Origin of the sequence: Kribbella sandramycini, from assembly GCF_013131805.1 — a bacterium.
Classification (GTDB): domain Bacteria; phylum Actinomycetota; class Actinomycetes; order Propionibacteriales; family Kribbellaceae; genus Kribbella; species Kribbella sandramycini.
In genome coordinates this window covers 15,687-34,663 of the sequence record NZ_JABJRC010000016.1, presented here as the reverse complement: position 1 = coordinate 34,663, position 18,977 = coordinate 15,687, and the positions used below count along the sequence as shown (strand labels likewise).

Below are 18,977 nucleotides of genomic sequence, written 5' to 3'. Positions count from 1 at the left end.
GCCCCTCGACCCATGCGTTCGACCCTCGCACGCGGCACCGCCACCGCTCTCCTGCCCGCACTCGCCGTCTTCGTCCTGGCCGGCTGCGGTAACGACTCCAGCAGCGGCTCCGGCAGCCCCACCACGAGTACGTCGAGCACGCCGACGCCGTCCGACCTGCCCACGAACACCCCGACCCCGGGCAAGCCGAACCCGTCGACGCCGTCGACCACGACCGACCCGTCCGGCGACCAGGCCGACGTGACGCTGAACATCACCGTTGCCAACGGCAAGGTGAACCCGAGCGGCGCGAACATCCATGTCAAGGCCGGGCAGACGGTGCTGATCACCGCGGTCAGCGACGCCGCCGACGAGCTGCACGTGCACGGCTACGAGAAGGAGCTGCACCTGACCCCGGGCAAACCGGAGAAGGTCTCCTTCACCGCGAACATGAAGGGCACCTTCGAGGTCGAGACCCACGAGAGCGGCAAGCTGGTAGCTAAGCTCGTCGTCTCGTGATCGGGGAGCTCCTTCCCCTGCACGGCATCGGTGGGCGGCAGGACCTGCCGGTTCCGTTCGGCCTTGCGGTCGGCGGGGCGGCGGTCGCCGTCGCGCTGTCGTTCGTCGTGCTCGGGCTGGCCTGGCGGACGCCGAAGTACCGCGGCGACGCGTCCGGGAAGCCGTTGCCGGCCGCAATCACCCGGACGGTCGACGCGGGCTGGTTCCGCTGGCTGCTCCGGCTGTTCGGGCTGGCAACCTTCCTGTACGCGATGTATGCGCTGCTGTTCGGCGTCGACCGGCTGACGAACCCGATCTTCGGGTTCGTCTACATCGTGGTCTGGGTCGGCCTGGTGCCGATCTCACTCGTGTTCGGCCCGGTCTGGCGCACGCTCAACCCGCTGCGCACGCTGCATCTGCTGTTCTGCAAGCTGCTCCGGCAACCGCCGTCCAAGGGGCTGCTCCGGTTGTCGCCGAAGGTCGGGCTCTGGCCGGCCGCGCTGGGCATCTTCGCGTTCACCTGGCTCGAGCTCGTCGCGCCGGACCGGGCGACCATCCCGGTCCTGCAGGCCTGGCTCGCGCTGTACGTCGTGATCACGTTCTTCGGCGCGATCCTGTTCGGCGATCGCTGGTTCGCGACCGGCGACCCGTTCGAGGTCTACGCGTCACTGATGGCCCGGCTGTCCCCGTGGGGCCGGCGGACCGACGGCGCGCTGGTGGTTCGGCGTCCGCTGGAGAATCTGGACGGCCTCAAGGCGCAACCCGGCCTGGTCGGGATGGTGGCCGCGTTACTGGGCTCGACGGCATACGACGGGTTCTCGAACTCGTCGTCCTGGATCGGCTGGGCGCAGAACCAGGTCATCTCGATGACCTGGCTGGGTTCCGCCGCGCTGACCGCGTTCATCCTGTTCGTGCTGGTCACGTACTCCGGCGCGACGCTGCTCGCGGGCCGGCTCTCGGACAGCTCGCGGACGACGCTGCCCGGGCTGTTCGCGCATTCCGTCGTCCCGATCGCGTTGGGGTACGTCGTCGCGCACTACCTGACCCTGTTCATCCTGGAGGGCCAGCGGACGCTCATCTACCTGAGCGACCCGCTGAGCAACGGCGCCAACGTGTTCGGCACCGGCCTGCTGGCGGTGAACAGCGGGATCACCAACCACAGCACGGCGATCTCGGTCATCCAGGTGGTCGCGGTCGTCTGCGGGCACCTGCTCGGCGTCGTCTCGGCCCACGACCGCGCGGTGGCGCTGTTCCCGCGGCACAAGGCGCTCGCGGGTCAGCTCCCGTTGCTGATCGTGATGGTCGGCTACACCGCCGGCGGGTTGTTCTTGCTGTTCTCCACCTGATTCGCGGTCGATCCGCTGGTGATCGCCAGCACGATGAAGGCGATCGCGCCGAGGAGCAGGTGCGAGTTACCGGGGATGGCCTGCCAGAACGTCCAGTCGAGCTCGCGGTCGTCGCGGAACGGGACCAGCCAGATCAGGCGCAGCACGAACAGGCCGTACCAGAGGATGCCGGTGGCAACCGCTGGGTTGAGGCCCCAGACGCGGTTCACGCTGCGGATGAGGGCCACGCCCAGCGGGATGATCCAGACCCAGTGGTGGCTCCAGGAGATCGGCGAGGCGTACAGGACCGCGAGCGCCATCACGGCGATCGCGGTCACCCGCTCGTCGGCAAGCCAGTACTTGCGGGCCAGCCACAGGACGGCGAGGCCGACGATGACCGAGGCAACGAACCAGGTCGGCTGCACCCAGCTCGCGGTGTTGCCGATCCGGTGCAGGAAACCGTTCAGGGACTGGTTGCCGGTGAAGGTGATCCCGCCGACGCGGTTGGCGTCGAAGACGACCTCGGTCCAGTAGCGCCAGGACTGCCGGGGCGCCAGCGCGAAGCCGATCGCGACCGTGGCGAGCAGGCCGAACACCGCGTTCCGCAAGGCCTTCCACTGTTTGGTGACCACGAGCAGCGCGAGGAACGGCAGCGGGGTGAGCTTGACGCCGATCGTGACGCCGAGCCAGAAACCGCGCAGGCGGGCGTCGTTCGGGCGGATCAGGTCCAGCACGATCATTGCGGTCAGCAACAAGTTGATCTGGCCGAAGTGCAGCGTCTCGAAGACCGGCTCGAGCGCGACCGACACCATGGTCAGCACGATCAGCACGGCCGCGCGCTTGCGCTGGGTGACGAACGACCAGAAGGTCTTCGGCAAGCTGGCCCGCCACAACAGCGTGATGCAGAGCACGGACGCCGTCGTCCAGATCACCAGCGCGACCCCGAACGGGACGGCGGCCAGCGGTACCATCGCGATCGCCGCGAACGGCGGGTACGTGAACGGCAACCCGATCCCGGGCAGCTTGGCGTCGTACAGGGCCGGGCCGTGCAGGAGCGCGTCACCGCCCATCCGGTAGACCCGCAGGTCGATCATGCTGCCGTACAGGTTCGCCGCCCAGAGCACGAGCGCGACGAACGCCGCGGTGCCGGCGATCCAGATCAGGGTCCGGCGGCGGTCGGTCGGCGGGGATGCGGGGGTGGTGGTCGTCACGCTCACGTCAGGTCTGCTCCGAACAGGGACTCCAGCTGCTGCCGGGTCTCGTCGTACGAGGTGTGCAGGATTCCGGTCATGCCGACGGCCTGCGCGCCGTCGACGTTCACTTGCAGGTCGTCTACGAAGACGCACTCCGCGGGCGTCAAGTTCACTCGGCGGGCGGCGAGCAGGAAGATCTCCGGCTCGGGTTTGCGCAGGCCGACCTCACCGGAGATGACGATGTCGTCGAACATGCCGTCCCAGGTGTCGCGCGGGTAGCTGTTCCCCCAGGAGTTCGAGAGCAGGGCGGTGCGGACGCCGTGCGCCTTGGCCCGGCGGATCAGCGCGTTCATCGCCGGCACGTGCTCGAAATGGGCGAACATCCGCTCGATCAGGCCCTCCGCGGGCACCGGCGTACCGTCCGGGCGGACCAGGATTTCGGCGAGTTTGCGCTCGAAATCCGGGACGGCGATCTGGCCGCGCTCGAGCGCGTGCACCGGGTTGAGCTCGGCCGTCTCGGTGGTCTCGGCGGGCAGCCAGGCCAGCACGGCCTCGACGTACTTGTCGAAGTCGAAGCCGTCGAGCTCGGCCCAGCGCCGGAGCGCCTGATCCAGACCGGACGTCAGGACGCCGCCCCAGTCCACCAGCAGCCCACGGGGCACCGCACCGACCTCAGCCATGGCCGCAAGACTACTCAGGACAAGTGAAGGCTACCGACGCGGTCCTGCCGGTGACTGTCAGCGACGGTACTCGACCGCCACATCGCCGGACGACGTCTTGACCGTGATCGTGCGGGTGGAGCTCGCGTCGGCCTTCACGTTCGGGGCGTTGTCGCCGGACGACGTCACGGTGTCGACCTTGTAGGTCTCGCTGCCCTCCGGGAGCACGATCTCGACGTCGCCCGAGCTGGCTTGGGAGTCGATCGACTGCGGCGGGCTGACGAACTCCAGCTCGGTATCCCCGGAGCTGGTCTCCGTCGTCACCGAGCTCGCGGTCAGACCGGCCGCCTCGATCCGGCCGGAGCTGCTCTCCATCCGGAGCGTGCCGCCGATGTCGTGCGCCTCGATCTTGCCCGAGCTCGTCTTCAGCTCCGCCCCGCCCGGCAGGCCGCTCGCGAGAATCTTCCCGCTCTCGTTCCGCACGGTCAGCTGGACATCGCTCGGCACAGTCAGCACGTACGTCGTCTCGCAGCCGAACGACATGAACCCGCAGCTGCCGTTCTTCAGCTTCAGCGTGCCGTTCTTGTACTCGGCCTTCGGGTCGGAGCCGAGCGCGTTCCGCTCGAACCGGCGCTCGACCTTCAGCTGGTCGCCCTCCCCGGACCGGACCTCCACGGTCGCAGAGCTGCCCTCGACGAGCAGCGTCTGCCCGTCGACGTCGTACGAGCTGTGCTCGGTCTTGGAGCCCTCGGTCGCCCCGGTCAGCGCCCAGTAGATCCCGCCCAGGATGAGCGCGACCGAGATCGCGATGCCGTAGCGCCGCTCGGCACTCATCGTGCTGGCCGGCCGGCCCTGTCCGTCGGACATCTGTCTCCTCTCGCTGACCTAAGACACCCTCTTAACAGGCTGACACAACCGTGGGCCCGGTGGCGGTGGGGTTTACCCCGGTCTTCCCCTGGCTGCACCCGGGCGTTAGCGGGGCAGCTCCGCGGCGACGGCGCTGGCGAGCTGCTGCAGGGACTTGCGGAGTTTGCTGGACTTCGCGGCCTCGACCAGGCTGCGGCCGTGTGACATCGCGGCGTCGACGGCGTTCAGGTCGTACGGCAGGAGGGCCGCGGCCTGGACGCCGGCGTACTGGCCGAGGGCATCGGAGACGGCGTTGGCCGGGGAGCTGCCGAGCGAGCCGGAGCGCAGCCGGTTCACCACGACGCGCAGGGCGACCGACGGGACGATCGCGCGGACGTCGTGGATCGCGCGGATCAGCCTGGTCAGGCCGACCGGGTCGGCGGATCCGACCACGATCACCTCGTCGGCCTCTTCCAGCGTGGCGACGGTCGCGCCGTTGCGGCGCGGGGCCAGCGAGTCGAACGAGATCTCCTCGTCGGTCTCGATGCTGAACCCGATGTCGACCACGGTGACCGGGGCGAGCATCCGCGCGATCTGCCAGATCGACTCGACGGCGGCCGGGCGCAGCTCCGTCCAGCGGTCGGCGCGGCTGAGGCCGGTCAGCACGAGCAGCTGCGGCTCAACCTGTCGCGCGTGTTTGGCCAGTGTCATCATGTCGAGCGTGCCGCTCGCGGCCGAGCGCGCCGCGGCGGCCAGGCCGGAGGTCTCGTCGAGCATGCCGAGCAGCTGGGCGACCGTGCCGCCGTACACATCGGCGTCGGCGAGAAGCGTCGGGAGGCCCTGGGCCGCGAGCTCGGCGGCCAGGCCGACGGCGATCGTCGTCCGCCCGGGGGCACCGGTCGGACCCCAGACGGCGATGACGCGGCCGTTACCCGAGGTGTACTCCGGGACCGGATCCGTCCGCATGGCCTCGACCGTCGTGGGGACGAAGCCGCCGGAGAAGTGCGAGATCGAGGCGGGCGGGCCGGCGTCGACCGCGTCGGTAACCGCGCGGCCGAGGTCTTCGGGGCTGACGTCGGCGGGGAGGATCCGCTCGATCCCCATCCGGCTCAGGCGGTCCTCGGCGCCGAAGGGCGCGCCGTTCTCGGTCGGGTCGACCAGGGCGAGCACGGGGATGCCACGAGCATGCAGCGCGGCGACGGCATCCGACGTCAGGCGGGACAGGTCATCCGCGACCAGGACCGCGCGGGCCTGGCCGCTGGCCGCGGCGGCCATCACGTCGGCGATGTCGACGCAGCGCCGGACGACGCGGATCCCCGGGGCGCGCTCCGTCCGGCGGACGACATCCGCCTCCCAGGGCGCGCCGGTGATCGCCAGCAGGACCGGGACCGACATCAGGCCGCCCGGCGGACGAGGGTCGGCTCGCCGACGCTCATCGCGGTCAGCGCGGCCGGGAGCTTCGGCAGATCCTCCGGGGCGAGGGCAATCAGCACCTGCCGGCGGGCCGAACCGCCCGCGACGCCCTTGACCGCGTCGATCTGCAGGACGCGAACGCTGGTCCAGACCAGCTTCGACGTCTGGCCGGTATCTTTCGGCACCACCCAGATGTCGACCCGGTCGCCGGCCGCGGTGTCGGCCGCGAGCCGGCCGGAGGCGACCGAGAGCGGCAGCTCGGTGCGGTCGCTGTCGGCCTGGGAGACGGCGGCGTCGCGCGGGACGAACTCACCGGCGTCGATCGCGCGGGCGACGACCAGGCCGGAGAGCTGTGCGTCGGCGGCGACGTACTTCTCGGCGTCCTGACCGCTGGTGAACCGGACCCGGACGGTGGTCAGGTCGTCGGCGGTCAGCTTCGTGCCGGCGGCGAGGTCGCGTTTGGCGGCCCAGATCGTGGTGGTGTCGTCGGCGGCCGACAGCAGTTTGGCGCCGGCCAGTGCGGTGACAACCACGAGCAGCACGCCGAGGACCAGCCGGCCGTCCTTCCACTTGGCCCGCCGGTTGCGCTGAGCCGGGACCGACGGCGCCCCGAAACCGCTCCGCACTCCTGTGTCCACCACGTCGGACTCTCCCCAGTCAGTCGTTCGTCACTCTCCGTCAGGTCATTCTGCCCTGCCGGGTGGTCCGCCGTGAGCGGTCATCCACAGGCTGTCACAGCCTGGGGACAAACGAGATCGTCCTGGTGCGAACCGTGGCAAACTGAAGGAACCAGTCCTGATCCGAAGGAGTTCGACGATGCCGGCACCGCGTTTCCTCCAGCTCGCCGATGTCGCCGAGGTGCTGAACATCTCCGCCAACCAGGTCTACGCGCTGGTCCGGCGCGGGGACATCCCGGCGGTCAAGATCGGCGGCCGCGGGCAGTGGCGGGTCGAGTCGACCGAGCTGGAGAAGTACATCGAGCGGCTCTACACCGAGACCCGCGAGTTCATCGACAGCCACCCGTTCGGCGAAGAGGCGGAGTCGGCGGAGGACGTGCGCCAGTAGGGCTTACCGGCGGCGTAGGGCGTTGAGGGCCTGGGTGGGGACGAGGCGGGTGTTGTAGACCTCGGTCCGGCGGCGGGGCGCGTCGAGCGAGTGCTCCGCGATCTCGAGGAAGTCGGCGCCGACGCGGTCGATCGTGCCGGTGACCGGCGTACCGCCGCAGAACAGCGTCACCGGTGAGCGGTCGCGGGCGATCCCGCGGAGCAGGTGCGCGAGGCCGAGTTTGCCGGCCACCGCGCCGACGGCAGGCTCGGCCCACGGGCCCAGGCGGTGGACGGCGGTCAGCGCCTCCACCGGGATCAGCCATTCCTCGGCACGCTCGGCCTCGAGCAGCAGGCAGTCCTTCCCGACCCGGGTGAGCAGCCCCTGGACGGGCTCGGCCCCGCGCAACTCGATCCGCACGACCGTGTCGACGGCGCCGCGAAGGCGGTCGAGCACGGTGATCTTGCCGACCTCGGCGCGGATCCGGTCCGCGACCTCGCCGTACAGGTCGCCGTCCTGGATCGCGTCGAACTGGGACTCCAGGTCCGCGAACAGCGCATCCCACCGCATGGCGTGAACCTACCTCGGCGCAGGTCACCTTCCGTGGCGGACGTCGACGCTCGGCGAGGTAAGCACTTGCAAACTGGCCTAATGTCCGGTCTATAGTGGTCAAGCCAACGCAAACTAAAGCAAACTCATAGATCGACGACGAAGTGGGGTGAACGGGATGGTTCGAGCGGTGAAAGGGCTGCTGGGGGTCGCGGCGCTGGGCGCGCTCGGGCTCGCGCTGCGCTGGATGACGGCGGGCTCGATCACCGCGGCGAACAGCCACGACCTCGACTCACTGACGGTGCTCGCCCTCGGCACAGTCGGCTGGGTCGCCTACAGCTGGCTCGTCCTCGTCGTCCTCGCCACAGTCCTGGAACAAGCCCCAGGCGTCATCGGCGCACTCGCCGGCGCCTGCGCCGGCCGCTTGACCTCCACCGCGGCCCGCACCCTCCTCCGCTCCACCCTCGGCCTAGCCGCCGTCACCCCCCTGACCCTCACCACAACCCAAGCCGCCCACCCCACCCCCACCTGGCAAACCACCAACCCCAAGTCCACGGTCGAGCTCGGCAGGGAGGCGTCGGCGCAGCGGAGCACGGCGCAGCACCCAACCGAACCCAAGTCATCGGTCGAGCTCACCGGCGAGACACCCGCCCGGCAAAGCGGAGCACAAGCCGCATCCCGCCCAACCGAACCCAAGTCGACGGTCGAGCTCGGCGGAGAGACGCCCGTCCGGCGGAGCGGGGCCCAAGCCGCGTCACGGCCGACCGAACCCAAGTCATCGGTCGAGCTCGGCGGGGAGGCGTCGGCACGGCGGACTTCGGCGCAGCGCGCGACTGAACCCAAGTCGGTCGAGCTCGGCGGCGAGCGGGCCGCGGGGCGGGGTGGGGCTCAGGCTGAGTGGCGAGCTACCGAGCCGAAGTCGTCGGTGCGGTTCAGCGGGGCGTCGGATGCGAACTGGCGGGCCACGGAGCCGAAGTCGTCGGTGCAGCCGGCGGCGGAGGGTGCGAGCAGCCCGCGCGCGGAAACGGCTGACGGGGAGCGGATTGCCCGGCCGGACGCCGGTGAGCGGGGTGCTCGCACGGCGGACAGGGAGCAGGTTGCCCGGGCGCACACCGGGGAGCACGTCGTCCGCACGGCTGACGGCGCGCAGGTTGCTGGGCCGGAGGCTGGTGAGCGGGGTGCTCGCGCGGGGGTGGGGCGTGAGCGTGTTGGGGTGCCGGATCGGCCGGGAGGTGTGGGGCGGTTTGCCGAGGTTGAGGGGGGTGAGCTTGTTGTGCGGCGCGGCGACAGTTTGTGGGCGATTGCGGCGCGCGAGTTGGGGGGCGGCGCGAGCTACCGGGCGATCGCCGTCCGAGCTGGCGAGTGGTATGCCGCGAACCGGCGGGTCATCGGCCCGGACCCGGATCTGATTCTTCCCGGCCAGGTGCTGCAGGCGCCCGGCCCGTCGACCCAGCAGGAGAACTGACATGAGCCGAGCCGAAGTAGCTGCCGACAGCCCCTACCAGTTTTCTCGCCCCGGAGAACTTGCCGAGGTGGTCGAGCTGCGCCCCGGGGGTACGAAGGTGCCGGGCGCGGAGACGGTGGAGCCAGGGCTCGCCGAGCAGGCCGTCACAGGTGTGCGGCAGGAGCAGAAACCGAAGATCGGGGGTGCTGTGATGGAACAGTTGGTGAGTGTGGGCGCGCCGCGACGCGCAAGCCGCAAGCTGCAAGCCGCGCCGGGCCTCGGCGCGGAAGGCCGCGCGGCCGACGTGGGAGCGGGGGCGGCTGGCGGTGGCGCAGCGGCTGTGGGAGCGGGCGGCGGCACGGCGAGAGCGGGCGCGGCGGGAGCGGGGGTTGTTGGGCGGGAGGTGCCGGCGGGGGTTCGGTTTGCGGGGGCTATGAGTGTGGGGGCTTTGGCGTTGCGGCGGCAGGCGCTGGGGCGGGTTGAGGGGGAGGGGGCGGTTGGTGGGGAGGGGGTGGGGGTGCCGGAGGCTCGGGAGTGGGGTGGGCGGTTGGCGCAGGCGGTGGCGGAGGTTTTGAGTGGGGATCGGCCGGCGGCGCAGTTGGTGCGGTTCACGGATGAAGAGGTGTTCTTCGAGTTGAACCGGCGGGTGCGGATGTTGGGGTTGAGCACGAATGCGTCGGGGCGGGTGTCGAAGGAGCGATGCGCATTGCGGTCGGTGCGGGTGTGCAAGCCGCGGGCGGGGGTGGCTGAGGTGGCGGCGCATGTCCGGCACGGGAGCCGGTCGCAGGCGATCGCGTTGCGGATGGAGGTCCGCCGGAACCGGTGGGTGTGCACGGCGCTCGAGGTCGGTTGACCGACGCTCGCAACGTGATCGAGCGGCGGCTGTCACCTGATGATGCGCGGATCGGCGTACCGTGAAAGTCGCTCAGGAGAACGACAACCGGCGTGCACTGGGGTGATGCCGGGGAGCTGACACCGCCGCGGGCTAGGTTCGAGGTCATGGCGTACGGCGGGTATCAAGGACCACCACCCAGACGCGGTCCCAGCGGGTTGGTGATCGGGCTGATCGTCGGCGGCAGCGTGCTGATCGCCGCGCTCGGCCTGATCACCGTCATCGCCGTGGTCGGCGTCGCGAGGACCGACCGCCCGGCCCCCAGCCGCGCCAATCCGGTCACGGTCGGCGGCGGCGTGTCCGGCCAAGCGCGCGAGCTGTACGGCGCCCTGATCGGCAAGCGGATGGAGTGCTCCGTCCGCTACACCGTCGCCGGCGGCGGCCTGGCCGGCTGCTTCAGCTGGGCCGACCGGGGCGAAACCCAGAGCGAGGTCGTCTTCCAGTACCGGACCGACGGAACCGTCACCGGCATCAATGCCAAATCGACCAGCACGCAGGCGAGCCGCACCACCGCCGCCTTCAAGCCGTACCTCGCCGCAACCGCCAAGGTCGTCTTCCGCGGTGACAAGGACAAGCTGAACGACCTCGTCGGCCAAGACGCCGAATTCGACGGCCTCTGGGGCAAATACGCGCTGAGCAACGGCGCGGCCGGCACCGCGCTCAGCGCGGCCAAAGCCGACAGCACCCCGCTCGCCGCGCCCCAACTGGCCGCTGAGACCGCCGAGCGCACCCTCGCGATCCTGCTCAAGAAGCAGGGCTTCACCTGCAGCGCCAACGACGAGGACTGCACCAGCCCACTCCGCGACGGCAAAGGCAGCAGAGCCGTGCGGATGACGGACCTCGGCGCAGCCGGCATCACCTACCTGCTGATCTCGATCAACGACTCCGGCGCGGGCGCCACGAAGGCGGCCAACCTCGCGGCGTACGGCGAGCTGGCGGAAACGACGTACGAGCTGGTCGAGGGCCCGGGGATCGAAGGAGTCCGGCAATGGCTCCAGCAGCACCAAGACGGTACGTCGCACACGGCGTACGTCGCCGGCTGGCGGATCGAGCTCCAAGCGACGTACGGGACGGCGGCCGACGTACCGACGGCGATCAGGTCAATCATGTCGACGGATGCGCCCTGGCGGACGCCCGACCAGTGAATTGTCGGTGGCCCGTTGCAGACTGGACGAGTGCCAGTCGAGCCGTACCGGGAGCGTCCAGCTCTCCTCCCCGGCGCCGAGGTGTGGACTCGGACCGCCGAGGGCGGGGAGTACCGCGTGCTGCCCGACGGCTGCATGGATCTGCTGCTGATGGACGACGAACTCGTCGTCGCCGGCCCCGACAATCGCGCCTGGATCGGCTCCGCCACCGCCGGGACTCGGTACGTCGGCCTCCGCTTCGCGCCCGGTGACGCACCGGCGTTCCTCGGCGTACCGGCGGAGGCCCTCCTGAACGAGCGGGTCGCGTTGAGCGAGCTGTGGTCACCAAGGCGCAGCCGGCGACTTCTCGATCGGGTCCGATCCGACGCCGACCCCGCCACCGCGCTGGATCTGGCAGTCGCCGAGCTGACCGCACCGGCCGACGGGCTGATCCGGCAGATCGTCCGCAGCATCCGAGCCGACGGGCTGAAGCGCGGCGTCCGTGAGCTGGCCGCCGGGGTCGGGCTGAGCGAGCGGCAGCTGCACCGGCGATCACTGCAGGCCTTCGGCTACGGGCCCAAGACCCTCGACCGCGTCCTGCGGATGAACGTCGCCCTCGATCGCGCCCGGGCCGGCCTCGCCCTGGCCGAGGTCGCGGCCGGCGCCGGGTACGCCGACCAGGCGCACCTGACCCGGGAGGTGAAGGCGCTCACCGGCGTCCCGCCCCGCGCGCTGATCGCTGCGCAGTAGCGACGTTTAGCTGAGGTTCTGCGCACTCGTTTGCAGCTTGGTCCTTGACGGCAGCCCGGGGCCGAGCCTTAACCTTGGCCGCAGTGACGCACCCAGCCGGTAGCGGATCGGTGATCCGAAGTCCGGTTTTCAGGCGCCAGGGCGGCCGGAACGGCGAGCCCGAGGCGGGGTAGCGTCCCCGGGACCGATGGAGCAATCGTGTCCGTTCGCCGTTCAGCATCTCGCCGTCTGCTCCTGGCCGCTCTGGCCTCCGCCCTCGCGGTGACTGCCGTCTACACCGCCGTCCACAACAGCGCGCCCGCCGCCGCGGCCGCGACCCTCCCGCCCACGCACGCGAAGTTCGACTACCAGATCGGCGGGCCGTACACGCCGCCGTCCGGCGTCCAGGTCGTCACCCGCGACCGGACGGCGCCGATCGCCGCCGGGCTCTACAACATCTGCTACGTGAACGCGTTCCAGGTCCAGCCCGGCGAGCAAGGGCAGTGGGCCTCCGACCTGCTGCTGCGCGATGCCCAGGGCAACCTCGTCATCGACGAGGACTGGGGCGAGCCGCTGCTCGACCTGCGCACCGCCGACAAGCGCACCCGCGTCGCCGCGAAGGTGAACGGCTGGATCGACGGCTGCGCGGCCAAGGGGTACAAGGCGATCGAGCCCGACAACTACGACAGCTACACCCGCTCGAAGAACCTGCTCACCGCGTCCCACGCCAAGGCGTACCTGAAGCTGCTCGCCACCCACTCACACTCGAAGAACCTCGCGATCGCGCAGAAGAACACCGTCGAGCTGGCCGGTGACCGGCAGTCGATCGGCCTGGACTTCGCCGTCGCCGAGGAGTGCGGCGAATGGGACGAGTGCCAGGACTATGTGAATGCCTTCGGCAACAACGTGATCGTGATCGAGTACACCGACGCCGGCCGCCGGACAGCATGCGCGGGTTTCAAGAACACGCTGACGATCGTCCAGCGGGACGTCGCCGTGTCGACACCGGGCAGCTCCGGCTACGTCCGCAAGACCTGCTGATCCTTTCCCCGTAAGACCTCACCTGGAGACCGTCATGTCTCAGCATGCCCCTGCCCTGTCCCGTCGCGATGTCCTTCGGGCGGCCGCGGCCGTCACCGCCGCCGGCGCCCTGGCCGCCTGCGGAAAGAAGGACGATCAGGCAACCAACGGCGTTGTCGACGTCGAGCTCTGGCACGGCCAGGTCGACACCGGCAAGGCCGCGATCGATGCCCTGATCAACGAGTTCAACCGCACCCACCCGGGGATCCGGGTCAGCGGCGGTGGCGGCGGGGTCACCGCGGACAGCATGCTGCAGAAGGTCACCGCGGGTCTGGCGGCGGGGTCCTACCCGGATGTCGCGTACATCTTCGGGTCGGACCTCGCCAGCCTGACCCGCAGCCCGAAGGTCGCCGATCTGACCGGCGCGCTCCGCCTCGACGACCACTGGCCGGCCGCGCGGGACGCCGTCACGGTCAAGGGCAAGGTCCGGGCCGCGCCCGCCCTGCTCGACTCGCTCTGCCTGGTCTACAACAAGAAACTCTTCCAGGCGGCCGGCCTCCCGGCGCCGAAACCGGGCTGGACCTGGGACGACTTCACCAGCACCGCCAAGCAGCTCACCGACCCGGCCAAGGGCGTCTTCGGTACCGGCTGGCCGGGCGTCGGCGACGAGGACACCGTCTGGCGCCTGTGGCCAATGATCTGGGACCTCGGCGGCGACGTGGTCTCCGCAGACGGCAAGAAGGTCGCGTTCGACCAGGTCGGCGCGCAAGCACTCGGCACCCTCGACCGGCTGCGCACCGACAAGTCCTTGTACGTCGACCCGAAACCTGGTGGCGAGCAGCTCTACCAGGTCTTCCTCGGCGGCCGGATGGGCATGGTCGCCACCGGCCCCTGGCAGCTGCCCGACATCGTCACCCGCGGCGTCGACTACGGCGTGGTCCCGCTGCCGACGTACTCGGGGAAGCCGGTGACGATCTCCGGACCGGACACCTGGACCGTCTTCGACAACGGCAAGGCGAAGGTCAAGGCGGCCACCGAGTTCGTGAACTGGCTCGGGCAACCGCAACAGGACATCAAGTGGGACGTCGAGGGCGGCAGCCTGCCGCTCAGCAAGGCGACCGCCGCGACCCCGGCCTGGACGAAACACGCCGCCGAGACCGAAGGGCTCAAGGTCTTCGTCGACGCGCTCGAAACGGCGAAGGTGCGGCCGACGATCCCGGCGTACCCGAAGATCTCGCAGTTCCTCGGCGAGGCGATCGTCTCGGTGCTGCTCGGGAAGAAGAGCCCGGACGACGCGATCCGGCAGGCCGTCGAGCAGTCGAACGGCGTCCTGGCGGTGCCGAGCTGATGGCGAGTGTGGTCGGCACGTTCACCCTCGACCCGCGGGCTCAGGCGGCCGCCAAGCGGCGCCGGCGGTCCGAGGGCGCGACCGGGTGGGCGTTCGTCAGCCCGTCGGTGCTGCTGATTCTCGGGTTGAGCGTCGTCCCGGTGTTGTGGTCGTTGCTGCTGTCGTTCCAGGTGAATGACCTGGTGTCGCCGAGTGAGTGGGTCGGGCTGGCCAACTATCGGGCGCTGATGCAGGATCCGGCGTTCGGCTCGGCGGTGCAGCACACGGCGATCTACGCGGCGCTCTATGTGCCGCTCAGCGTGGTCGGCGGGCTGGCGATCGCGGTGGCGCTCGATCGGAAGATCCGGCTGATCGGGCTCTACCGGACGCTCGTCTTCGTGCCGTTCGTGGTGTCGGCGGCCGCGCAGGGCGTGCTGTTCTCGTTCGTCCTCGACCCGGAGTTCGGCGTGGCCAACTCCCTGCTGCACAAGGTCGGACTGCCCGCGCAGGGCTTCTTCAGCAACCCCGATCAGGCGCTGTACCTGTTGGTCGCGATCTCGCTGTGGAGTGGCACGGGGTTCTGCGTGATCGTCTATCTGGCTGGTCTGCAAGGGGTTTCGGCCGATCTGGTCGAGGCGGCCCGCATCGACGGAGCCGGGCGGTTCGGCATCCTGCGGCATGTCGTCGTACCGACGTTGACACCGGTGACGGTGTTCTTGCTGCTGTTCCAGACGATCAACGCGTTGCAGGTCTTCGATCTGGTCTTCGTGACCACGAAGGGCGGGCCGCTCGGATCGACGACGGTGATCGTGTACTTCATCTGGGAGAAGGCATTCAAGACGTTCACGGCCGGCTACAGCGCCGCGGCGGCGTACGCGCTGGCGGTGGCATTGCTGGTGATCGGGATCGGGCTGCAGATCTCGCGACGGCGGGCGGCGCGATGAGGCGGCCGAGTGCGTGGCACCTCGTACTGGCGCCGCTGGCGTTGCTGTTCGCATTGCCGTTGCTGTGGCTGCTGGTCAGCTCGGTGATGAGCAACGCGGAGATCAACCGGTTTCCACCGGCGCTGATCCCGTCGAAAGTCGATCTCGGCGGATATCGGTACGTGATCGGGAACGCGTTGTTCCCGCAGTGGTTCCTGAACTCGCTGATCGTCTCGGCGGTAGCGGTGACGGCGAACCTGGTGCTCGGGTCGCTGGGCGGGTACGCGTTCGCGCGGATCCGGTTCGCCGGGTCGAAGGTTGTGCTCGGAATGATGCTGGCGACGATGGTGATCCCGTTCCAGCTGACGATGATCCCGACGTTCCTGGTGATGAAGCAGCTCGGGCTGATCGACACGCTCGGCGCGCTGATCGTGCCCGCGCTGGTGACACCGCTGGCGGTGTTCCTGTTCCGGCAGTTCTTCGTCAGCCTGCCGCGGGAGCTCGAAGAGGCCGCCTGGATCGACGGATGCGGGCGGCTGCGCATCCTGTGGTCGATCGTGTTGCCGCTGGCCCGGCCGGCCTTGAGCACAGTCGCCGTACTGACCTTTCTGAGCACGTGGAACGACCTGACCTGGCCGTTGATCGCGATCAACAGCGAAACCAACTACACCCTCCAGCTCGGACTGACCACCTTCCAGGGCCAGCACCACACGCAGTGGGCGGCGGTGATGGCGGGCAACGTCATCACCGTGCTGCCGGTGCTGCTCGGCTTTCTACTGGCCCAGAAGGCGTTCATCCGTTCGCTGGCTGCTACCGGAATCAAGGGCTGATATGACTTACGACCTTTTGGTGATCGGCGATGCCAACCCCGACGTGGTCGTCGGGCCTGTCGAGCAACCCATCTTGTTCGGCCAGCGCGAGCGGCTCGTCCCCTCGGGCGCGCTGCTGCTCGGCGGCTCCGCGGCGATCATGGCGTGCGGAGCCGCGCGCCTCGGCCTCCGCGTCGCCTTCGTCGGCCGCGTCGGCGCCGACCCGGCGGGCGACTTCGTCCGGACGGCGCTCGCCGATCGCGGCGTCGACGTCTCCGCCCTGATCGTCGACCCTGCGCTGCCGACGCCGCTGACGACCGTGCTCACATCGGGCGACGACCGCGCCATGCTCACCTCCCCCGGCTGCATGCCGAGCACCACGGCGGACGACGTCCCCCTCTCCCTGCTCCGCTCGACCCGGCACGTGCACGCGGCGTCCTTCTACTTGATGCCTGCCCTCGCCGCGGGCCTCGCCGCCCTCTTCAAGGAGGCGAAAGCCGCCAAGGCCACCACTTCTCTGGACCCCAACGACGACCCCACCGCCCGCTGGGACCGGATGGTTCTCGATCCGGTCCTCCGCGTCACCGACTACTTCCTCCCCAACGCCGCCGAGGCCCAGGCGCTCACCGGCCACCCCACGGTGCCAGATGCCGCCGGCATCCTCGCCCGCCGCGGCCCGCTCGTCGTCGTCAAGAACGGCGCTGCCGGCGCGTTGAAACATGACGGGGTGAAGGTGACTACAGCCCCGGCCCTGCAGGTCGACTACGTGGATGCAGTGGGCGCCGGCGACAGCTTCGATGCCGGCTTCGTGGCCGCCGTTCTCAAGGGCGCCGGTCGCGACCGAGCCCTGGCCTTGGCCGCCGCCTGCGGCTCGCTGTCGACCAGAGCACCCGGCGGCACCGCCGCTCAGCCGACCTGGGACGAAGCCATCGCGAGTGTGATCGCATGACGAAGATCGTGTTCGTGGGCGCAGGCAGCGTGGTCTTCACCCAAGGGCTGTTGGCCGATCTTTTCGGTTATGACCTCGGGCCGTTGCAGATTGCTCTGCACGATATTGATCCGGAGCGGTTGGAGACGGCGGCAGGAGCGGCGGCCTATTTGGCGCGGGAGAAGGGGGTCTCGCCGCAGATCACGTCTCATGTGGAGCTGCGGGCGGCGCTCGATGGCGCCGACTTTGTGATCAACATCGTCCAGGTCGGAATGAATGCGGCGACTCGGGTGGATTTCGAAATACCGGCACGGTATGGGATTCGGCAGACTATTGGCGACACGCTCGGCGTCGGTGGGGTTTTTCGGGCGCTGCGGACGTTTCCGGTGCTCGAAGGGCTCGCTCGGGATATCGCGGAGGTTTGCCCGGAGGCCTGGCTGCTGAATTACACGAATCCGATGGTGATGAATGTCGGGTACCTCGCCGCGCTGGGGGTGCGGAAGGCGGTGGGGCTGTGTCATTCGGTGCATTGGACGATGCACGACCTGGCCGCGCTGGTCGGCGTACCGCTCGATGAGGTGACGTACCGGGCGGCGGGGGTCAATCATCAGTCGTGGGTGCTGCGGTTCGAGCGTGACGGGGTTGACCTGTACGAGCGGTTGGACGAGTTGATCGCGGGCGACCCGGAGCTGCGGCGCCGGGTGCGGGTCGACATGTACCGGCGGCTCGGGTATTACCCGACCGAGACGAGTGAGCACTCGTCGGAGTACGTGCCGTGGTACCTCGGTCATCCGGAGGAGATCTCGCGACTCCGGCTTCCCGTCGGTGCGTACCTCGGGATCGTGGCCGACAACGTGGCGTCGTACGAGGCGACCCGGGATGCGCTGAAGGCGGGTGCGCCGCTCACGGTCGAGCCGACCGCGGAGTACGCGCCGCAGATCATCCACAGCATCGTCACCAACACGCCCCGGACGGTCTACGGCAATGTGCCGAACGACGGCCTGATCACCAACCTCCAGGCCGGGGCAGCGGTGGAAGTCCCTTGTCTGGTGGACGGTTCCGGGGTGCAGCCGACGTCGGTGGGCGCGCTGCCGGCGCAGTGCGCGGCGCTCAACCGTTCGTACCTGAACGTCGCCGAGCTGGTGATCAAGGCCGCGATCGAGGGCGATCCGCGCGCGATCCGGCAGGCTGTGATGGTCGACCCGGCCACCGCCGGGGCGCTACCGGTCGAGCAGATCTGGGCGCTCTGCGACGACCTGGTAGCTGCCCATGGCAACTACTTGGCGCCGCCGTTGAGGGCCGCCTGCAAGTAGCTCCGGTAGCCCGCGAAGCCGTCGAGGACCTCGGCGGCCGTGGGCTGCCCGGTCAGCGCGCCGACGCCTTGCCCCGCATAGATGGAGGCGCGGCTGGTGTCGGCCGCGCGCGACCCCTCGACGTAGTCGGCGTGGCCGGCGTCGTCCGTCTTCAGCTCCTGCTCGCGACCCTCCCATCGGTCGAAGTACTCGTTCCGCAGCGCACGGCCGCCGAACTCGTCCGGCCAGCCCGCCCGGGACGCCGCGTCGAAGACCGTGCCGTACACGGTGTCGGTCTCGTCCGCCGCGATCACCCGCTGCCGGACGGCGTCCGCCGTCAGGGCCTCCACGCAGGTGAGGAACGCCGTACCGATCCAGCCACCCGCGGCGCCGGCGGCCAGTACGGCGGCCAGCCCGCGCGGCCCGGAGATGCCGCCGCCGGCCAGTACTGGGAGGTCCGTCAGGTCCAGGACGGCCTGGAGCAGCGGAAGGGTGCCGACCGCGTTCCGCCCGTGGCCGCCGGCCTCGGCCCCGCGGACGACGATCACGTCGACCCCGGCGGCGATCGCCTCGCGCGCGTCCGCGACCGTCCCGGCCTGGGTGGCGACGACGATCCCGGCGTCCCGGAGCGGACCGACGTACGCCGAATAGTCGCCGAAGCTCAACGAGACCAGCTGTGGCCTCAGTTCCAGCACGGCCGCGAGATGCTCGGGCCGCTCGGCCACCGACCAGGCCATCAGCCCGATCCCCCACGGCTTGCCGCCGGCCGCCGCGATCGCGCCCTCGGTCCGAATCCACTCGGCGCTCACGGCCGACCCGGCCCCCAGCATCCCCAGCCCGCCCGCCGCCGAGATCGCCGCCGTCAGCTTCCCGCCACTCACATTCGCCATCGGCGCCCCGACCACCGGCACCGAAACCCCGAACCGCTCACTCAGCCACATACCCCCAACACACCACACGCCCCTCCCCCGCCGCCATGCCCC

At 69.9% G+C, this 18,977-nt stretch carries 20 protein-coding genes; 13 read left to right on the top strand and 7 right to left on the bottom strand.

What is annotated here, in order from left to right; all coding sequences use genetic code 11:
• Window positions 1-12: 12 nt before the first annotated feature.
• Both HPO96_RS36470 and HPO96_RS36465 read left to right on the top strand, forming a co-directional pair.
• Window positions 13-498 (top strand): cupredoxin domain-containing protein, encoded by a 486-nt coding sequence (locus tag HPO96_RS36470; protein ID WP_171679050.1) that lies wholly within the window; start codon window positions 13-15, stop codon window positions 496-498.
• Window positions 495-1,823, top strand: coding sequence for a hypothetical protein (locus HPO96_RS36465; protein ID WP_171679049.1), 1,329 nt, complete (start codon window positions 495-497; stop codon window positions 1,821-1,823). Before HPO96_RS36470 ends, HPO96_RS36465 begins: the two co-directional genes overlap by 4 nt.
• Here HPO96_RS36465 and HPO96_RS36460 read toward each other — a convergent pair.
• From HPO96_RS36460 to HPO96_RS36440, 5 genes are all read right to left on the bottom strand, one after another.
• Complete coding sequence (locus HPO96_RS36460; protein ID WP_337796953.1) at window positions 1,784-3,019, bottom strand: glycosyltransferase 87 family protein; 1,236 nt, start codon at window positions 3,017-3,019, stop codon at window positions 1,784-1,786. The genes HPO96_RS36465 and HPO96_RS36460 overlap by 40 nt on opposite strands.
• Entirely contained in the window at window positions 3,016-3,675 is a 660-nt protein-coding gene (locus tag HPO96_RS36455) for an HAD family hydrolase (protein ID WP_171679048.1), read from the bottom strand. The genes HPO96_RS36460 and HPO96_RS36455 overlap by 4 nt, the downstream gene beginning before the upstream one ends.
• A gap of 57 nt (window positions 3,676-3,732) precedes the next feature.
• Window positions 3,733-4,521 (bottom strand): DUF4097 family beta strand repeat-containing protein, encoded by a 789-nt coding sequence (locus HPO96_RS36450; RefSeq protein ID WP_171679047.1) that lies wholly within the window; start codon window positions 4,519-4,521, stop codon window positions 3,733-3,735.
• Window positions 4,522-4,626: 105 nt separating this feature from the next.
• Entirely contained in the window at window positions 4,627-5,895 is a 1,269-nt protein-coding gene (locus HPO96_RS36445) for a CpaE/TadZ family protein (protein ID WP_171679046.1), read from the bottom strand.
• Window positions 5,895-6,554: an SAF domain-containing protein gene (locus HPO96_RS36440; RefSeq protein WP_171679045.1), complete on the bottom strand. Its 660-nt coding sequence runs from the start codon at window positions 6,552-6,554 to the stop codon at window positions 5,895-5,897. Before HPO96_RS36440 ends, HPO96_RS36445 begins: the two co-directional genes overlap by 1 nt.
• A 175-nt stretch (window positions 6,555-6,729) precedes the next feature.
• On the opposite strand from HPO96_RS36440, the gene HPO96_RS36435 reads away from it, so the two are divergent.
• Window positions 6,730-6,978: a helix-turn-helix domain-containing protein gene (locus HPO96_RS36435; protein WP_171679044.1), complete on the top strand. Its 249-nt coding sequence runs from the start codon at window positions 6,730-6,732 to the stop codon at window positions 6,976-6,978.
• 3 nt (window positions 6,979-6,981) lie between these two features.
• On the opposite strand, the gene HPO96_RS36430 is transcribed toward HPO96_RS36435, so the two are convergent.
• Window positions 6,982-7,527 (bottom strand): hypothetical protein, encoded by a 546-nt coding sequence (locus tag HPO96_RS36430; RefSeq protein WP_171679043.1) that lies wholly within the window; start codon window positions 7,525-7,527, stop codon window positions 6,982-6,984.
• Window positions 7,528-7,684: 157 nt separating this feature from the next.
• On the opposite strand from HPO96_RS36430, the gene HPO96_RS36425 reads away from it, so the two are divergent.
• The 10 genes from HPO96_RS36425 to melA all read left to right on the top strand — a co-directional run bounded on the left by HPO96_RS36425 (window position 7,685) and on the right by melA (window position 18,015).
• Window positions 7,685-8,971, top strand: coding sequence for a LysM peptidoglycan-binding domain-containing protein (locus HPO96_RS36425; RefSeq protein ID WP_202886866.1), 1,287 nt, complete (start codon window positions 7,685-7,687; stop codon window positions 8,969-8,971).
• A 1-nt stretch (window position 8,972) separates the two neighbouring features.
• Entirely contained in the window at window positions 8,973-9,803 is an 831-nt protein-coding gene (locus HPO96_RS39435; RefSeq protein ID WP_171679042.1) for an Rv3235 family protein, read from the top strand.
• 146 nt (window positions 9,804-9,949) lie between these two features.
• On the top strand, window positions 9,950-10,987 hold the full coding sequence (locus HPO96_RS36415; RefSeq protein ID WP_171679041.1) for a hypothetical protein: 1,038 nt from the start codon (window positions 9,950-9,952) through the stop codon (window positions 10,985-10,987).
• Between the two features lie 30 nt (window positions 10,988-11,017).
• Window positions 11,018-11,716 (top strand): helix-turn-helix transcriptional regulator, encoded by a 699-nt coding sequence (locus tag HPO96_RS36410; RefSeq protein WP_337796952.1) that lies wholly within the window; start codon window positions 11,018-11,020, stop codon window positions 11,714-11,716.
• 198 nt (window positions 11,717-11,914) lie between these two features.
• The gene (locus HPO96_RS36405; RefSeq protein WP_171679040.1) at window positions 11,915-12,736 is read left to right on the top strand and encodes an endo alpha-1,4 polygalactosaminidase; all 822 of its coding nucleotides are present in this window, start codon (window positions 11,915-11,917) and stop codon (window positions 12,734-12,736) included.
• Window positions 12,737-12,770: 34 nt separating this feature from the next.
• Window positions 12,771-14,063, top strand: coding sequence for an ABC transporter substrate-binding protein (locus HPO96_RS36400; RefSeq protein WP_171679039.1), 1,293 nt, complete (start codon window positions 12,771-12,773; stop codon window positions 14,061-14,063).
• The gene (locus HPO96_RS36395; RefSeq protein WP_171679038.1) at window positions 14,063-14,986 is read left to right on the top strand and encodes a carbohydrate ABC transporter permease; all 924 of its coding nucleotides are present in this window, start codon (window positions 14,063-14,065) and stop codon (window positions 14,984-14,986) included. The genes HPO96_RS36400 and HPO96_RS36395 overlap by 1 nt, the downstream gene beginning before the upstream one ends.
• Window positions 14,983-15,795: a carbohydrate ABC transporter permease gene (locus HPO96_RS36390; protein ID WP_171679037.1), complete on the top strand. Its 813-nt coding sequence runs from the start codon at window positions 14,983-14,985 to the stop codon at window positions 15,793-15,795. The genes HPO96_RS36395 and HPO96_RS36390 overlap by 4 nt, the downstream gene beginning before the upstream one ends.
• Window position 15,796: 1 nt before the next feature.
• Complete coding sequence (locus HPO96_RS36385) at window positions 15,797-16,723, top strand: carbohydrate kinase family protein (RefSeq protein WP_171679036.1); 927 nt, start codon at window positions 15,797-15,799, stop codon at window positions 16,721-16,723.
• Window positions 16,720-18,015, top strand: coding sequence for an alpha-glucosidase/alpha-galactosidase (gene melA / locus HPO96_RS36380; RefSeq protein ID WP_171679035.1), 1,296 nt, complete (start codon window positions 16,720-16,722; stop codon window positions 18,013-18,015). The genes HPO96_RS36385 and melA overlap by 4 nt, the downstream gene beginning before the upstream one ends.
• Here the strand turns inward: melA and HPO96_RS36375 are convergent.
• Window positions 17,979-18,935 carry an NAD(P)H-dependent flavin oxidoreductase gene (locus HPO96_RS36375; protein ID WP_171679034.1) on the bottom strand — a complete coding sequence of 319 codons (957 nt, stop codon included), beginning with the start codon at window positions 18,933-18,935 and terminating at the stop codon, window positions 17,979-17,981. The two genes, melA and HPO96_RS36375, sit on opposite strands and share 37 nt — an antisense overlap.
• Window positions 18,936-18,977: the final 42 nt, after the last annotated feature.

Coding starts and splice junctions, on each gene's coding strand:
- HPO96_RS36385 (WP_171679036.1), top strand. CDS start 15,797: ATGACTTACGACCTTTTGGTGATCGGCGATGCCAACCCCGACGTGGTC.
- HPO96_RS36470 (WP_171679050.1), top strand. CDS start 13: ATGCGTTCGACCCTCGCACGCGGCACCGCCACCGCTCTCCTGCCCGCA.
- HPO96_RS36450 (WP_171679047.1), bottom strand. CDS start 4,521: ATGTCCGACGGACAGGGCCGGCCGGCCAGCACGATGAGTGCCGAGCGG.
- HPO96_RS36435 (WP_171679044.1), top strand. CDS start 6,730: ATGCCGGCACCGCGTTTCCTCCAGCTCGCCGATGTCGCCGAGGTGCTG.
- HPO96_RS36400 (WP_171679039.1), top strand. CDS start 12,771: ATGTCTCAGCATGCCCCTGCCCTGTCCCGTCGCGATGTCCTTCGGGCG.
- HPO96_RS36415 (WP_171679041.1), top strand. CDS start 9,950: ATGGCGTACGGCGGGTATCAAGGACCACCACCCAGACGCGGTCCCAGC.
- HPO96_RS36445 (WP_171679046.1), bottom strand. CDS start 5,895: ATGTCGGTCCCGGTCCTGCTGGCGATCACCGGCGCGCCCTGGGAGGCG.
- HPO96_RS36430 (WP_171679043.1), bottom strand. CDS start 7,527: ATGCGGTGGGATGCGCTGTTCGCGGACCTGGAGTCCCAGTTCGACGCG.
- HPO96_RS36455 (WP_171679048.1), bottom strand. CDS start 3,675: ATGGCTGAGGTCGGTGCGGTGCCCCGTGGGCTGCTGGTGGACTGGGGC.
- melA (WP_171679035.1), top strand. CDS start 16,720: ATGACGAAGATCGTGTTCGTGGGCGCAGGCAGCGTGGTCTTCACCCAA.
- HPO96_RS36375 (WP_171679034.1), bottom strand. CDS start 18,935: ATGTGGCTGAGTGAGCGGTTCGGGGTTTCGGTGCCGGTGGTCGGGGCG.
- HPO96_RS36425 (WP_202886866.1), top strand. CDS start 7,685: ATGGTTCGAGCGGTGAAAGGGCTGCTGGGGGTCGCGGCGCTGGGCGCG.
- HPO96_RS39435 (WP_171679042.1), top strand. CDS start 8,973: ATGAGCCGAGCCGAAGTAGCTGCCGACAGCCCCTACCAGTTTTCTCGC.
- HPO96_RS36395 (WP_171679038.1), top strand. CDS start 14,063: ATGGCGAGTGTGGTCGGCACGTTCACCCTCGACCCGCGGGCTCAGGCG.
- HPO96_RS36390 (WP_171679037.1), top strand. CDS start 14,983: ATGAGGCGGCCGAGTGCGTGGCACCTCGTACTGGCGCCGCTGGCGTTG.